9 protein-coding genes are annotated in these 16,990 nt (G+C 46.2%); 5 read left to right on the top strand and 4 right to left on the bottom strand.

Going from position 1 to position 16,990, the window contains the following annotated elements; all coding sequences use genetic code 11:
* The first annotated feature begins 36 nt into the window (after window positions 1–36).
* Together relA and AC5YB3_RS05445 are read left to right on the top strand one after the other, a co-directional pair.
* The gene (gene relA / locus AC5YB3_RS05450; RefSeq protein ID WP_011847452.1) at window positions 37–2,247 is read left to right on the top strand and encodes a GTP diphosphokinase; all 2,211 of its coding nucleotides are present in this window, start codon (window positions 37–39) and stop codon (window positions 2,245–2,247) included.
* A 505-nt stretch (window positions 2,248–2,752) separates the two neighbouring features.
* Entirely contained in the window at window positions 2,753–4,036 is a 1,284-nt protein-coding gene (locus AC5YB3_RS05445; protein ID WP_311989246.1) for a hypothetical protein, read from the top strand.
* Between the two features lie 380 nt (window positions 4,037–4,416).
* Here AC5YB3_RS05445 and AC5YB3_RS05440 read toward each other — a convergent pair whose 3' ends face one another.
* Window positions 4,417–4,773 carry a hypothetical protein gene (locus AC5YB3_RS05440; RefSeq protein ID WP_115334131.1) on the bottom strand — a complete coding sequence of 119 codons (357 nt, stop codon included), beginning with the start codon at window positions 4,771–4,773 and terminating at the stop codon, window positions 4,417–4,419.
* A gap of 73 nt (window positions 4,774–4,846) precedes the next feature.
* Entirely contained in the window at window positions 4,847–9,616 is a 4,770-nt protein-coding gene (locus tag AC5YB3_RS05435) for a DUF3320 domain-containing protein (protein ID WP_494526710.1), read from the bottom strand.
* A gap of 638 nt (window positions 9,617–10,254) precedes the next feature.
* On the opposite strand from AC5YB3_RS05435, the gene AC5YB3_RS05430 reads away from it, so the two are divergent.
* Window positions 10,255–11,229 carry a DUF1852 domain-containing protein gene (locus tag AC5YB3_RS05430; RefSeq protein WP_259569570.1) on the top strand — a complete coding sequence of 325 codons (975 nt, stop codon included), beginning with the start codon at window positions 10,255–10,257 and terminating at the stop codon, window positions 11,227–11,229.
* Window positions 11,230–11,284: 55 nt separating this feature from the next.
* Window positions 11,285–12,364: a methionine synthase gene (locus tag AC5YB3_RS05425; RefSeq protein ID WP_259569569.1), complete on the top strand. Its 1,080-nt coding sequence runs from the start codon at window positions 11,285–11,287 to the stop codon at window positions 12,362–12,364.
* 178 nt (window positions 12,365–12,542) lie between these two features.
* Here AC5YB3_RS05425 and AC5YB3_RS05420 read toward each other — a convergent pair whose 3' ends face one another.
* Window positions 12,543–14,249 carry an amidase gene (locus AC5YB3_RS05420; RefSeq protein ID WP_494526709.1) on the bottom strand — a complete coding sequence of 569 codons (1,707 nt, stop codon included), beginning with the start codon at window positions 14,247–14,249 and terminating at the stop codon, window positions 12,543–12,545.
* 78 nt (window positions 14,250–14,327) lie between these two features.
* Window positions 14,328–15,440: an agmatine deiminase gene (gene aguA, locus AC5YB3_RS05415; RefSeq protein ID WP_259520052.1), complete on the bottom strand. Its 1,113-nt coding sequence runs from the start codon at window positions 15,438–15,440 to the stop codon at window positions 14,328–14,330.
* A gap of 542 nt (window positions 15,441–15,982) precedes the next feature.
* Here aguA and mazG point away from each other — a divergent pair.
* Entirely contained in the window at window positions 15,983–16,879 is an 897-nt protein-coding gene (gene mazG / locus AC5YB3_RS05410; protein WP_494526708.1) for a nucleoside triphosphate pyrophosphohydrolase, read from the top strand.
* The last annotated feature ends 111 nt before the right edge of the window (window positions 16,880–16,990 follow it).

The raw sequence follows: 16,990 nt of genomic DNA, 5'->3' as shown, positions 1-16,990 counted from the left end.
ACTTTCTCTCTGAGCACGGATAAGGAAATAAATTAGATGGTCTCTGTTCGCGAAGCGCACTTTAATGATCCCGATTTTCACTTAGAAGATTGGGTGGCTCGCTATGTCGGTCATGCCGATGAAGCGCAGATGCTGCTCTCCTTGATAGGGCAGATTGACGCCTTACCCGCTAAGAGTCCTGCGGCGAAGAGAGAACTGCTCGAACGTGCTCGAGAGATGATCGAAATCCTCGCACCGCTGAACATGGACATTGAAACCCTGCAAGCGGCGATTCTGTTTGTGGTGTTCGATGCTGGGTTACTGACCGAAGACGCCATCAAAGAAAAATTTGGTGAGCCGCTGGCGCGTTTAGTGGCGAGTGTCGTGACCATGAATGCCATCGGCGCCTTGAAAATCAATCCCAACAGTCGCTCCACCGAGCCGCAAATCGACAACATCCGCCGCATGTTACTGGCGATGGTTGAAGATGTGCGCGCCGTGGTAATTAAGCTTGCCGAGCGTGTGTGTTTGCTACGGGCGGTGAAAAATGCCGACGAAGAAACTCGCGTTCTGTTGGCCCGCGAAATTGCCGATATTTATGCGCCGTTAGCTAACCGTTTAGGCATAGGTCAACTAAAGTGGGAGCTGGAAGATATTTCTTTTCGCTACCTGCATCCAGATACCTATAAAGACATCGCTAAGCAGTTAGACGGCAAACGACTGGACCGTGAAGTCTTTATCGACAAGTTTGTCAGTCAGTTGCAACAAAGATTAGATGAAGATCAAATTCGCGCTAAGGTCTACGGCCGGCCGAAACATATCTACAGCATCTGGCGCAAGATGAAGGGCAAGCACCTCAAATTTGATGAGTTGTTTGACGTGCGCGCCGTGCGTATCGTGACCGATCGTCTGCAGGATTGTTATGGTGCATTAGGTGTGGTGCATACGCTTTGGCACCATATTCCTCGGGAATTTGACGACTATGTCGCCAACCCTAAACCTAACGGGTATCAATCGATTCATACCGTAGTGGTGGGGCCTGAGGGCAAAACCGTTGAAATTCAAATCCGTACCCAAGATATGCATGAAGATGCAGAGCTGGGTGTGGCTGCGCATTGGAAATACAAAGAAGGTAATAATCATTCCGGTAAGCAAAGCGGCTACGAAGAAAAAATTAACTGGCTGCGTAAAATTCTGCAATGGCAGGAAGACGTGGTCGAAAGTGGCAACTTGGTCGAAGAAGTGCGCAGCCAAGTGTTTGAAGACAGAGTCTATGTGTTCACCCCAAGCGGTGAAGTCGTCGACTTGCCACTGGGCTCAACCGTGCTCGACTTTGCCTATTACATTCACTCCCAAGTGGGGCACAAATGTATTGGTGCTAAGGTCGATGGTCGTATTGTGCCGTTCACCTATCAGGTTGAAACAGGCGAGCGTATCGAGATCATCACCTCGAAACAGCCCAATCCCAAGCGCGACTGGCTTAACCCTAACTTAGGTTATATCCGTACCTCGCGGGCGCGTTCGAAAATCCAGCATTGGTTTAAGCAGCAGGATAGAGACAAGAATATTGTCGCCGGCAAAGAAATGCTCGAATCCGAATTGGCGCGGGTGAGCCTTAAAATTAAAGACGCGGCCATCGCGGTCGAGCGCTTTAATATGGCGAGCATGGATGACTTACTGGCGGCGATTGGTGGCGGTGATGTGCGTCTGCATCAAGTGGTTAACCATATTCAGAGTCGTCTGCGACTCGACGAAGTGTCAGAAGAAGATGCCGTCGAAGAATTAGTTAAGAAAGGCCAGCATAAGCCGACCTCCAGTGGCCGTGGTCAGGTTGAAGTCAACGGTGTGGGTAACTTGCTTAACCATATCGCCCGTTGTTGTCAGCCAGTTCCCGGTGATGAAATCTTAGGTTTTATTACTAAAGGCCGTGGCATTTCTGTGCATCGCGCTGATTGTGAACAAGTTAAAGAGTTAATGCGGGTTCACCCAGAGCGCGGTGTCGATGTGGTCTGGGGCGAAAATTACTCCGGCGGTTATCGCATGCGTCTGCGGGTATTAGCCCACGATCGCAGCGGTTTATTACGTGACTTAACCTCAGTGCTAGCTGCCGAAAAGTCCAATGTACTGGCCATGAGCTCGTCATCGGATACTAAAAACCAGACAGCCGCGATTGAGTTGGAACTGGAGCTTTATAACCTCGATGGTTTATCGCGGGTGTTATCTAAACTGACACAAGTCGATAGCGTGATAGAAGCAAGACGGCTTTAGGTTTCATTCACTACAGTAAAAAAGCGGTAGGGCGAATTTCGCCTGCCGCTTTTTTATTTTATGGAGAATTGTGCTGCATGGTCGTACGCTATTTAAACTATTGAGAGCTTAGCGTGTGCTTATGTCCATGGATACAGGTTCGCCATGGCATTCACTCATCGATACAGTGAATAGAAACCTAGGTTTTCTGAGCTTATGAACAAGATCCATGGAGGGCGAACTGGCAGTTAAAAAGGGATGTTGTTCAAGTTAATCCTTGGATGCTCGACCGCCCCGTCCATGGGGTGGACGGTCGTCTCTCAAATCATCATTGCGTCCCTTTTTTATACCGATTTTTCTTCAGTTTCTCTCGTTCCCCCCGTTTTTTGAACATTCTCTGCCCGAACTTTTCTTAGTGGTGAAACTAACATTCTTCTACTACATTTGTTTCTCTTATAGGTGATCCAGACTACCTATACGATTGTGTAAACCAAATCGATGAAACATCTACCAAAAGGAAAGGGTAATGAAAACACAGATCGAGTCTAAAAATCTCACACTACGTCAGATAAATTTTATAAGTAGGGCATACAGAAACTTAGCGGTATTGGTTTTTACCCTAATTGCCTTATTTTCACCCTTCGCCATCGCGGCAACCTATCAAATGTCGACCCCTGCAAATGATGATGGTCAAGGAAACTTCCTATTCCTTGATAGGCACCATGTCGATTGCGGCGTTAATGCAATGAGTTCACTTCACTTGTTCAGACCTTCATTAACCGAAATTGCTTATGAATATCAGTGCACCGAAATGGGCAATGACAACAGCACTAACGTCTTTACTACTGACAATGATGATGGTGGGGGCAATGTTATTTACTTGGATCGACACACTATAAATTGTGAGAATAAAGGGCTTCAATATCTGCATTTAGAACGTCCGACCGCGAGCACAGCTCGTTATAATTACCGCTGTGGCAATCAAACGCTGAGTAATGTGACGGATTATTTTACTGCTGCAGATGACGATGGTGCTGGTAACGCAGTTTTTCTTGATAGACACAATGTGAGTTGTCCAAACAATAAGGTACTGAGCTACCTTCGACTGGAAAGACCTACCAGTAATACCATTCGGTATCATTACAAGTGCGGAACTTATAGTGATGCAACGGTTCATGGATTTACAGGAGCCTTTGCTCCGGGTCATTGGAGTATATCGGGTGTCGCAGCTTCAAGCATGAGCAGCTCGGCATTGACAGCAGTAGTCAATTCCGGAGGAGGTGGTGTAACGGCATCAATCACCATACCCGTAAAGGGAACCATCAACTTTGACTGGATGATATCCATCTACTCTGCTGGTCAATATGGAGATGTCATCAAGTACCTGATAAATGGCGTGTCTTACAATCTCTCTACAGCCGGCAGTGCTTCTGGTTCAGCTCAGGGTATCGAAGTTAATACCGGTGATTTATTTGAACTTCTGACATGGGGGACTACGCGGTCTTCCAGTTATAGCGCCAAGTTCGATAATTTCAGCTTTGTACCATTAGCAGCAATTACTCCCCAATGTGCCTTTGCAGGTGACAACCAAGGTCGTAACGATGCAGGCTTTACTGGACAAACTTTTGTTTACAGTAACACCAGTTACGGTACCAACAGATTTATGTGGGACGGCATTAACAAAGGTGAAGTGCCAATAGGTACAGGCTCAGTAACCGATGAGAATGGCAACGTATTTACTTTAGGGGCGCAAGTATCGCATCCATACGCAGACCTGTGGTATTACGAGATTTGCGTAAACACGCCCTGAGCCCTGCTAATTTAACCTGAACTCAGGATTAGAAAGTTAGAACTAGAGGCCCTCTTAGTGCTTAGATCTTTCGACCAAGAATCATCCAACCACAACAAAGAGGGCCTATACATAAGTTAATGGAAGTATTTTGTAATGTCGGTCTTTTTCTATAAAAATAGGGCTGTCACAGTTTTTAGTCTTGTAAATAAATATGAGCACTCAAAACTGATTTGGTAAAGTTGAATGTTTTTTGAAACTAAAAGTTGGTAGCTTTGTTGAGCTTGTATTTTGACTTGTTCAGAGTTTTTATATTTTCCTTAAAAAATATTTGTCTACTTTTTAAGGCAACCAAGAAGACCTTTATGGTCTACCCAATTTTGGTGAGATAAAAACTATTCTTAGTATCTAAATACATGTAAATCATAAAAAGAATCATTGTGTAAGCACGCGAATGTAATATAAGCCCCCGTTAACTTAGCCTCTTCGATTTGCCTATCTATCGTTTTGACGATTTCTATATCTCCTTTTTTTTCAATGTAGTCTCGAAAATCTTCAAGTTCCATTAGTGTTAGTTTTTTTCGTAAAACAATGATCTCATCAAACTCTTCTATTAAATATTCAATATTTTCATAGAATTCAAAAAGCTCCCCATCTTCCCCCTTTACTTTGTCATCTATGACAGCTTTCACTTCACATTTGTGATAGAACTCATACCCCTGTATTTCATCAAAAATTAAGTCGGTATCTATTAGCATTTCATTACCCCATATAAAAATAAGGATTAGTTGTTGAAATTTTTTGCTGGCGTTAATTTGTGTTCTTTGTTTTTCAGGGCAACGAAGGCTTGGCTATTGATATTTTCAACCGCTCATTCTCACAAACCAGCACATTTTTATCACACTGAATCTGTGCCAACTTGCTCATTCGCTCAGCTGCCTGAGCTGTTGCCCGTTGAAAGCCCAATAGGCCCAGAGCTGCAGAAGCTGCATCCGTCACGCTAATGGCATGGGCGTCTTGCACTGTCAGCAATAAGGCGTTGGTGAGCTCGGCATCACAGACGTTTTCCAGCTTACGGGTCGCGGTGTCGACGCTGTTCCAGTTTCTTAACTTGACTGTACTGCGGCCATGCGGCCATAACACTTCATCGCTATCTAGCTGGATTAATCCTTTGGCAACAGCGCCTGTAATGGCCTGGTCTACAGTGCGTTTAATTTTGGCGCCAACCCTTGTCAAGCCAGCAGCATTAGCTAAACGAGTAGCAACTAGGCTGGCGAATATTGGGTATTCGGTTTCAACAATACGCTCCACTGCATACACCAACATACTTAAAGGGATGGCGCTGAAATCATCGACATGCGGAATATTGAGCTTAGACACATCAGCTTTTTTATAGGGCGTAGTGCAGGCTTCAAATTCTGGTTGTTCTTCTTCTACCCGCATTATTGGCGTTGCAATGGCCTCTGGCGCAGCAACTTTGTGTTTCACTTGTCTGGTGCTAGTGGCTTGTGCTGCCATTGTTACCATCAGTTCGTCATGTTGGGTTATGGCTTTGTCTATGAGTACTTTCAGGCGATGTAACTCTGCCTCTGGATCTCGAAACCAGTCAGTGGACCAAATGCGTTCAAAGCTCCAGCCAAGGCCTTCCAGTACACTTTGCCGCAACCTTTCGCGGTCGCGTGCCGAAGTTGCTCCATAATAGCCAGCGCCGTCATATTCCAGCGCCAATACAAATTTACTGGGGTCTTCAGGATGCTTGATGGCTAAGTCGATGTAATAACCTTGACTGCCGACTCGGGTGGCTACCTGATACCCTAAACGCTGGATTGCCTGATGCAGTAGGGCGCCAAAAGCAAAGTTTTGTTCCTGCTGTTTTTCATAGGCTTTGTTCAATTGGCCTGATTCGGCAAACTGCAAAAAGATTTGCAGTGAACGCACACCAAAAGGGCTGTCTGCGCCAACTTTCAGTTCATCACCTTTGAAGTTGGCAAACACTTCCATTGCCAATCGCGCACGTGAAATCAGTACGTTTAACCGCCGTTCGCCGCCTGGTTTGTTCAGAAGGCCAAAATTCTGGCTCAGCTGGCCTGTGCTGGTTTTGCCGTAACAAATGCTGATCAAAATAACGTCGCGTTCGTCACCCTGCACGTTCTCCAGGTTCTTTACAAAAAACTCATCACCACCTGCATGTTGTGCAAAGAATTCGTCAGTTTCTGGCTGTAAGCGGCGCTCTTTTTCCAGCTCAAGCAAGATAGCATCTCGCTGCGAAAGGCTAAACGCAACCACGCCTAACGATAGGTGAGGTTTAGTTAAAGCGTGATTCAGTACTGCTGCAACCACAGCTTTTACTTCGCCAGTATTAGTGCGAGAGCTGCCTTTGTCGTAATGCGTTTCAGGTAAATAATGAAACTTCAGCCCTGTTGCATCGGGGTGAAAGCCTGGGCTTGGGAAGGCCACTAACTTGTTTTTATAAAACTGGTCGTTGGACACTGCGATCAGTGAATCGTGGCGAGAGCGGTAGTGCCAGCGCAGCATTTTGCTTGCCGCACCACGGGCTTCCATTAATGCCAGAATACTTTCCATTTCTGCGGTGGCGCTGCTTTCCAGTTCCTCCTCTTCCAGTTCAACGGCTTTACCAAACAGGTTGCTTGGTGGCATTTGCTTACTGTCACCTACCACAATTACTTGCTGCCCGCGCAGCATTGCGCCTAAGGCATCGGGTGCTGGAATTTGACTCGCTTCGTCAAAAATCACCAGGTCAAAATCTAACGCACCTTGTTTTAGGTAGGTGGCGATGGACATAGGGCTCATCATAAAAATAGGTTTTACTTGCTGGATCACGTTACCTGCTTCCGCCAGCAATTTCCTAATAGGAATATGACGTTTTTTCTTACCTAGCTCACGCAGTACTAATTCCATTTCACCTTTAGCTGTTTTCTTCGGCAAGCGCTCGTACAGACTGTTTACTAAAAACTCTTGGGCGAAAAATAAACTGTTACCATCAATACGTTTAAAGTCGCGTAGGCTTTGTTCATGTTTATTGCGGTCAAATTGCCGTATTGCTTCTGAGCTGTCATAGGCATTGTTAACCAGACCAGAATAATAGCTAAGTTCGAATACCGTCATTAGCAAGTCTGGGGCTGCATTCCATGAGTACGCCAGTTTAGTGAAGTCCTTGATGTTATAAGGCTCAAACGCCTTAATAATCTGGTTGTAGCGCGCAAAATCGTAAAATAAGGCTGAGTTTTTCCAGCCTTCTAACCAGACATTTAGCTGCGTAAATTGCATTGCTGCTAAATCATGGTTTGGATTGCTGTCGGGGATTTGTATCAGCTCTTGCAGCGTTTGTGCCTGCACTGCAATAGCGTTACAAAGCGCTGTCAGTGAGTTTGTCTGGTCACGCAGCAGCTTTTTATCAACGCCTTTATCAATCAGTTCAGCCAATGACTGCGACAATTCAACACGGTTTACCTTTGCATAAAAGGTGTTTATCCAGCTGTGAATTTGCGTTAATTCATTGTGCTCCGAAAATTCGCCTTGCCACTGCGCACCAAAAGCTTCAGATAACAGGGGGTGGTAGCTAGTTAGCTCTTTTTTCGTGCTTTGGTAAGTTAAAGCAGTATCTAATGCAGTAAGCCAGTCGGTAGACGAAGCGGGCAGAGCGCCAAGCCAAAGCCCTGCTAGCTGTGCTTTGGCTTGGCGATAGCTGGACGACAGGAAACGCCACCATTTATCTGTTTTGCCAATCAAGCCTTGGCGGATACTCAGCAAATCGGCATCCAGCGCCTGCGTGATAAAGTGCTGTTCGCAGCTGGCTTTGAGTGATAAGAAATTAGCTAGGCAGGTCAGGCCGTTATCGATCCGCTTTTTTTCTAAAGCCCATATGGGGTTATTTACTTTAACGCTTTTAAGATCTGGCACTTCGGATAGCCAGCTCGTTGTTGAAATCAGCGGTGCGACTTGTTGCAAGCTTTGTGGTTTATCAAGCTGCAGAAAAACACTGACGGTTTGAGTTTGCGTATCAAGTTGGCTAAGCAACTGGCTTATTTCTACCAAAGTAGAGGTTAATGCCTGCTGCAATGCAGGTGAAAAGTCAGTGCGACCAGACATCGCAAATGGATGCGCTGCAGGTATGCCAATGCGTGCTAGTTGCTGTACTAATTCCGTAACCAGTTTCCTCGCATTACTGTATTCCTCAGCTGTCCATTGTTCGTAGTAGCTAAAGGGGAGGGCGGGTAAGGAGTTGTCGGGATCCTTTGTCTTCAATTGCAGCAATGAGCCCAACGCTTCAATGTAATTGATACCGCTACGCAGAATAGGGGCTCGGATGGCATGCACATAAGCATCCAGCGAGGCTTTTGATTCCGCTAAATCTGAAAACTCTTGCTCCCGGTTTGCTGTTTGTGGCCGACCTTGCTCAAGTGACTCAGCAATAGAACCAAGCACAGATTTCTTGGTACTTTTGTGACTATGTAGTTCGAGTACGGCGTAGCCCATATGAGTTTCATCAAGGCGTTTTTTTACCACCTCAAGTGCTGCCATTTTTTGTGCAACAAACAGCACCTTTTTACCCAGCGCAACCGCTTCGGCAATAATGTTGGTGATAGTTTGGGATTTACCTGTACCTGGCGGCCCTTGAATGATCAGGTCCGCGCCAGATTTCATCGCCAAGATTGCTTCAATCTGGCTGGAATCGGCGTCTTTTACCAAGTGGAGTTTTTCTGGATGATTCAGATCTGCTGGATTGATCTCTGCATCGTGGGGAAAGCCATCACGAAATAAGCGGCCAATCAAAGGTAACTGTGATGGTTTTTTTCCTTCCGGCCAGCCTGTAGGGTCCAAGTCCATGTACATTTGAAACTTGCCAAAAGAGAACAGCCCTAAACCAATTTTATCTTGATGCACCCGCCATGAAGGTTGCGCTGTAATCGCATCAGCTACCGCCTGATAATAATCTGTGATGACCATCTCATCAGAATAGGCGGGAAGCATTAACTTAAACTCAGTCCTTAGTTTTGCTGCTAAGGTCAGGTTTGAACCCAGCTCTTCGCCTGTGTAGCGTAATTTGAAGCTATCTCTGGCTGATGAGCGCATTAGTTGAACAGGGATCAGAATTAAAGGCGCATATCTTGAAACCGATGAGTTTGTTGGCTCATTCCACTGTAAAAAACCAAGTGCTAAATACAGAACCTCGACACCTTGCTCTTGCAGCATGGTATGGGCTTCGGTTTCCAGTTTCAGCAGGGCTTTATCCAGCTTGGCGGGCACTAATCCGGTTTGTAGGTATTTGTCGGTGAAGCGGGCCGCTCCCTTTTTCTGTTCGAGGTATAAATCAAGAGGTGGCAATTCCGATTCATCGTCGGTCTGAAAGAATGATCCTTCATCTTCACTGTCGGCAATTTTTTGTTGATAAGCTTCTGGCAATGGTAAAAAGCTGAGTGTATTTTCTTGCTCAACCAGCATTTCAAATATCTTGGCAGATTGCTCATCAATAATGTCGAGGGCTTTACTACCACTGCGGTAATTCAGCTGAGGGTTGGATCGAAGACCCATATCAAGTAATTCCAGACGCGCACGTTCCAGCTGCTGCTCAACAACCATAAAAATCCATCTCCGAGATATGCTGAACAGCAATAGTTTTCACTAGGTTTTTGCTGGTGGCGTTGGTTAAAAATCTACCATATCAATGGTTGTTTCTAAAAGCAATCTTGCGGATTATTAGAATGATAAGAACAAGTCGGGCAGGAAGTGAGTGGTTGGATATTACTTTTAGGGACCGTTAATAAATTTAACGATATTAGCTAAAGTTGATGGTGCTATTCGCCATGAGATTACTGCTCACCTCATTCCTAATTAAGAAAAATGTGTCCCAGCATTTCTGAGTCTGCCCTTTTGCCTGCAAATTACTTAATCGGCCAGTCTCCTTGGGGCTATTACGCTCTACGGAATTATTTAACCAACAACGGCATGCTAATCGATCATGAATATGGCTCATGTTCTATGTGAAATAAAACCGTTTTTGTTCATGTGCCGAACCACGTATAAATGACTCCAAGCGAAATATTAGACAAGCTTGAAGTTGCACCCTAGCTAAGCCATTAGGACTTAAGTCATCTGCACTTAAGTTAAATAGTACCTCAGACAGAACACGAATAATGTCTATCAGAGTCGGGTCTAGAAGCTAGAAGCGCAGGGCATAAACTCAAGTTTGAAATCAGGCAATGGGATACTGGATCACTATGGATAAGCATTTTACATTTACGATTAACAGCATTTGTCTTGATGAAAATTATCATCCCTCAGACAAGACGCGTATTACCACCAACTTTGCTAATTTGGCCAGAGGCAGTCATCGCCAAGCGAACTTACGCAACGCGTTAAAGATGATTGATAACAGCTTTAATGCCTTAGCGCATTGGGATAATCCTAAAGGCGATCGTTATAGCGTTGAGCTGGAAATTATCTCCGTTAATCTGGATATTGACGGCAGTGGTCAAACCTTCCCATCGATTGAAGTTTTGAAAACCAATATTGTTGATCATAAAACCAATAAACGTATTGAAGGCATTGTAGGTAATAACTTTTCATCTTACGTACGCGATTATGACTTTAGCGTATTACTGGCAGAACATAATAAGGGCCAAGCCAAATTTAGTATTCCAGATGATTTTGGTGGTCTACATGGCAAGCTCTTTCAGTCTTTTGTTAATTCTGATGCTTACAAACAGAATTTTAATAAGCCACCGGTTATCTGTCTCAGTGTTTCGGATAATAAAACCTACCATAGAATTGAGAATCAGCATCCTGTATTAGGGGTTGAATATCAGCCAAATGAATCGTCTTTAACTGAGCAATATTTCAAAAAAATGGGCTTACAGGTGCGCTATTTTATGCCGCCCAATAGCGTGGCGCCGTTAGCTTTTTATTTCTTTGGTGATTTACTCAATGATTACACTCACCTTGAGTTGATAAGCACCATCAGCACTATGGGAACTTTTCAAAAAATCTATCGCCCTGAGATTTATAACGCCAATGCTGTTGCAGGGAAATGCTATCAACCTAATTTGAAAAACTTGGATCATTCACTGACTCAAATTGTTTATGATCGAGCAGAACGTAGCCAATTGGCTAATGAGCAAGGCAAATTTGCCGCGGAGTACTTTATCAAACCCTACCAAACGTTTTTTGAACAATGGTCTGCTAATTTCGTTTAGTCGCTCTGCACTTAATCGTCACGCTCAATAATTAACCCAATACGGCATCAATATCATGACAACACGACTTAATAAAACACCGCTTAACAAAACATTGCTTAACCAAACCCTGTTACCGACTTCAACGGCAGGCAGTTTGCCTAAACCTGTGTGGCTGGCAGAGCCTCAAACACTTTGGTCTCCTTGGAAATTGCAAGGTGAGGAATTAATTGCCGGTAAACACGATGCACTGCGTTTGTCATTGCAGGATCAACTACACGCAGGGATTGATATTGTCAGTGATGGCGAGCAAACGCGGCAGCATTTTGTCACTACCTTTATTGAGCACCTCAACGGCGTTGATTTTTCAAAACGTAAAACAGTGAAAATTCGCGATCGTTATGATGCGAGTGTACCCACTGTTGTCGGCCCAGTGAGTCGCCAAAAGTCTGTGTTTGTTGAAGATGCCAAATTTTTACGCAAGCAAACCACGCAACCGATTAAATGGGCGCTGCCTGGCCCAATGACCATGATAGATACGCTTTATGATGACCATTATAAAAGCCGCGAAAAGCTCGCGTGGGAATTTGCCAAAATTCTTAATGAGGAAGCCAAAGAATTAGAAGCGGCGGGGGTTGATATTATCCAATTTGATGAGCCTGCCTTTAATGTGTTTTTTGATGAGGTAAACGAGTGGGGCATTGCGTGTTTAGAGCGAGCCATTGAAGGGCTTAAATGCGAAACGGCGGTGCATATTTGTTATGGTTATGGCATCAAAGCCAATACTGATTGGAAAAAAACCTTAGGGTCAGAGTGGCGACAATATGAAGAAGCATTTCCTAAACTGCAAAAGTCTAATATCGATATCATCTCTCTAGAATGTCACAACTCCCATGTGCCAATGGAGCTACTTGAACTCATTCGCGGTAAGAAAGTCATGGTCGGCGCGATTGATGTTGCCACCGACACGATTGAAACCGCAGAGGAAGTGGCTGACACCCTACGAAAAGCCCTTAAATTTGTCGATGCCGACAAGCTCTATCCTTGTACCAACTGCGGCATGACGCCTTTATCCCATCAAGTCGCAAGAGGGAAACTCAATGCCTTGAGTGCAGGCGCTGAGATCGTCAGAAAAGAGCTCTTGGCATTAAGATAAGACGTGTTAAGTGCTGCTGTCTGTTTTATCGCAGCATGAGTCCAGCTTTGTTGGAAGGGTATCGACGTCGGTATTAAAAAAACGGGATTGGCAAATTGATGCCAATCCCGTTTTCATTTCTAAGCTCATGTATTTAGTGCTTACAGTTAGTGCTTAGGTTTATGCATTGTCTTGGCGCTTATTCACCAAGCTTTGGTGTGCGCGGCGGGATCATGCGCCTTTCACCTGTTGACTCAAATGCACCTGCAAATTTAAGCAGGTTATTATCGTCATAGGCGCGGCCCGCGAAGGTCAAACCCACTGGCATGTCAATATCGGCCATCACGCCCATAGGCACAGTGACAGTCGGTACCCCTAAGTGACGAATCGCGAGGTTTCCGTTTGCCACCCAAACTCCGTTGCTCCAAGCGATATCGGCTGAAGCCGGATTCACATGGGCATCGGCGGGGCCGACATCGGCCACGGTTGGGAACAGCACGGCATCAAGTTTTAGCCCGTCCATCCAGTCTTCGAGATCTAGCTTACGCGTCTTCTCTAAGCCACGCAGACCATCGGGAATACTGTCGATCTGGTCATAGGATTTAAGACCACGCTTAGCCATGTTGACGTACTCTTCCATGCCTGCCGCTAAGTCACCTTCACGATTTGGCAAGGTGCCAAGATCATGGGGGAAAATCAAATGCCCAACAACATCAGCAAGTTTGTTGAGTTTAGGGTCATTGTTAGCACGCAGGAATTCATCGAACGCCCAACCCGAGAGTTCCCATAATTCATCATGGAGGAATTGGGGCGTGACTATGCCACGGTTAAACACGGTCGGCGCGCCTGGGCGGTCGCCTTCACAATTTGATACCAGCGGGAAATCCACTTCAATCACTTCGGCACCAGCAGCTTCTAAGGCTTTACGAGCCACTTCCCACAAATCGATAACCGATTGGCGAGTGTGGATACGTTGGCCCGTTGGGCCACCAATGCCCGGATTTTCGCTGGTTCCCGCCAATTCATCCTTATTGATGTACATGCGCGGCACACCAAAACGCTTACCTTTAAGCGTGTCGGCTTGAGCGGCAAGCGCCAGATAAGATGCTGGACGGACACTTGATGCTTTGGGAATTTCGACCCAAGGCTGTAGACGCCAGAGATCGCCACGGGTGATAGGATCGTCGGCCACAATCACATCCAACACTTCGAGCATATCGGCCATAGTGCGAGTGTAAGGCACGACGACATCCATGGTCGGCGTTAACGGCCAGTTACCGCGCACGGAAATCACGCCCCGTGACGGCGTATAGGCACACAAACCGTTGTTCGATGCCGGACCACGGCCACTCGACCAAGTCTCTTCGGCAAGGCCAAAAGCAGAGTAACTTGCCGCTGTGCCCGTGCCTGCCCCATTGGAAGAGCCCGAAGCGAATGGTGCAGTAAGATACTCAGCGTTGTATGGGCTTTCAGCGCGGCCATAGTGACCACGCTGCATACCGCCATTGGCCATAGGTGGCATATTGGTTTTGCCTAAGCATATGGCACCCGCGGCGCGTAGGCGCTCAACGGCGAAGGCATCGTACTGGGCCACTAAATCCTTAAAGGCTGGGCTGCCAGACGCCGCCGTCAGTCCCTTCACCAAATAGCTGTCTTTGGCGGTATACGTAATTCCCTCAAGTGGGCTTAAGGTTTCACCACGGGCGCGGCGCGCATCTGACGCCTCAGCTTCTTTGAGTGCATCGGGATTGTGTACCACTAACGCATTGAGCTTAGTCTGCGTCGCTGGGCCGTCATACGCCTCAACCCGTGCGAGATAAGACTTCACCAGCTCCACTGCTGTGGTGCGGCCGGATTCGAGCGCGGCACGCAGCTCGGCAATAGAAACTTCAGTGACTTCAAACATCTTACGCCCTCCCGCTGAAAGCCAATTGTGGTGCAATAACAGTGACATCAATCGTCATGCTGTTCTCCTTAGGTTGACTTACTTTCCAGAGGGGATCTGTTGGGTAATACAATGGATATTGCCACCACCTAATAAAATCTCACGGGCAGGCACACCCACAATCTCATGCTCTGGGAAGATTTCCTGCAGTTTTTGGGCGGCGATATCATCGGTTGCAGGGTCAAGCAGTGGGAACACGATGCGATGATTGGTGATTAAAAAGTTCACATAAGAACCCGCTAAACGCTCACCTGCCGTGCGTGGCACACCAGTGCCTTCTGTCACGCCCAGTGATTCCTCTTCGGTGCAATACAGCGGACCCGGTTGTGGCAATAGATGGATTTTTAACTTACGGCCTTGTGCATCCACGGTATTTTGCAGCACATCTAGCGCAGCTTTTGAGCGAGGATACTGGGGATCAGTCTCATCACCAGTCCAGTGCAAAATCACTTCGCCTGGGCGAGCAAAACAGCACATGTTGTCGATATGACCATCGGTCTCATCCATATACACGCCATCTTGTAACCAGATAAACTGCTTAACATTCAAATAGTCACGCAGTAAGTCTTCAATCTGTTCTTTCGTCAGTTCAGGATTACGGTTGGCGTTGAGTAAACATTCGGCACTCGTCATACAGGTGCCTTCACCGTCAACATGGATAGAACCCCCTTCGAGGATCAGCGGCGCGCTGTAACGGGAAAAACCATGCTGCGCAAGCATTTGCTGTGCAACTTGTTCGTCCTTATCCCATGGGAAGTACAAACCACCGTTATGGCCGCCCCAAGCGTTAAAACCCCAGTCAACGCCACGACATTCGCCATTATCATTTACAACTACGGTTGGCCCAGTGTCACGCGCCCAGCAATCGTTACTGTCCATTTCAACCAAAGTGACGTGCGATGGCATCACTTTTTGAGCTTCAGCTAAAAAGGCTTTAGGTACACCCATATACACGGGCGTCGCTCCACCAATGGCATCGGCCACTTTAGCAAAGGTCGCTTGAGCATAAGCACCAGCAGAGCGCCAGTTGTCAGGACGATGTGGCCAAATCATCCACACCGCTTGCTGCGCTGCCCATTCGGCGGGCATGTGGAAACCATCTTGAGATGGCTTAGTCGTTAACGGCGTGGCATCCACATTCGCGTTTGTCATGAATTTTGTCTCCAGTAATGCTCAAATCTATAAGGGTGTACGCCCCATTTTGGGCGACAGAATAGAAATACACCTAACATAATCAAATAAATCGAATGACCGCATTCATCACGCTGCGCTCATCACGAGCATTTATTACATGCATCCATCACATATATAGTTAGGCCGAAATTGTTAGGTCTTCACTCAGTGAGTTTTAGCTTCATTGAAATATTGCTGCGTATCTTATCATTTAAGATGGCTTGCGCTAAATACTTGTATGCAGGACATAGATGAGAATTTGTTGAGTCGTTAAGTCGTCAGTTTATTGCTCTTTGGGTGAATTTCACCACTACATGGCGCGAATGCACTTTTAGTTAAAATAAGACCTATTAAATAAGAACCCTAAGATCTGATCTCGAGATCAAAATAGCGCTTTTATGTGACCTCGCTTATCATCGCTTTATTATAGCCTTTCGCTAATCAGCACTGCTGAGGCGTATTCTTTTTGTTCATTCTCAGTATTTAGCCTGTTTTAGCATTTATCTTTAAAGGAGGTAAGCATGACTTCCCAAACTGTGCCATTAACTTCATTTTCGACCACTGAACCTTCTACAACGGGATTTTCTATAACAGATGTTGAGCCGCTGCTTAAGATCATGGAAAAATTGCGCGACCCACAAACAGGTTGCCCGTGGGATAAAGCACAAACCTTTCAAACCATAGTGCCTTTTACCTTAGAGGAAGCCTATGAGGTTGCCGATACTATAGAGCGCTTAGCCTGGGATGAGTTGCCCGATGAACTTGGGGATTTATTATTTCAAATCGTATTCTATTGTCAGCTCGGTAAAGAGCAGGGCAAGTTTGATTTTGCTACTGTGATTGAGAAAATCAGCGACAAGTTGACCCGCCGTCATCCCCATGTGTTTGGTGAGCAAAATCCGCAAATAGGCGATAGCGCCCAAGTGATGAAAGCCAATTGGGAGGCGATTAAAGCGACTGAGCGTGAACAAAAGGCACAGCAAGTGGCGGGTGAAACCCAAGCTGATACTGTGGTTTCAGCGTTAGATAATATTCCTCGTACCCAACCTGCGCTGTCGCGCTCAATCAAAATTCAGCAGAGGGTGGCGCGAGTCGGTTTCGATTGGGCCGAACTTGAGCCCGTGGTCGCTAAAATCCACGAAGAAATCGATGAAGTCTTACATGAAGTGAATCAAGGCGAGCAAGACCAAGCGAAAGTGCAGTCCGAAATGGGCGACTTGTTATTTGCCGTGGTGAATCTAGCTCGCCATCTTAAGGTCGATCCAGAGCAAGCGCTGTGCCAAGCTAACCTTAAATTTGAACGCCGTTTTCGCGGTGTAGAGCAGTTAGCCAGCGACAGCGGAAAAAGCATGCAAGAGCACACATTAATGGAGCTTGATGCCTATTGGGACCAAGTAAAAGCGACAGAGACGAGATAAACGGCAAATTATCCCGATTGGTGTTTGTCGAATCGCGCCGCCTTTGGTACACTACTGCCCCGTCCTAGTGCTTTCTTACAAGCACGTATTTTCAAACTCATTTTCTCAGGT

This window comes from Shewanella sp. 1311, from assembly GCF_059338235.1.
The sequence above is the reverse complement of the archived record's forward strand: the minus strand, read 5'-3'. Positions and strand labels throughout refer to the sequence as shown.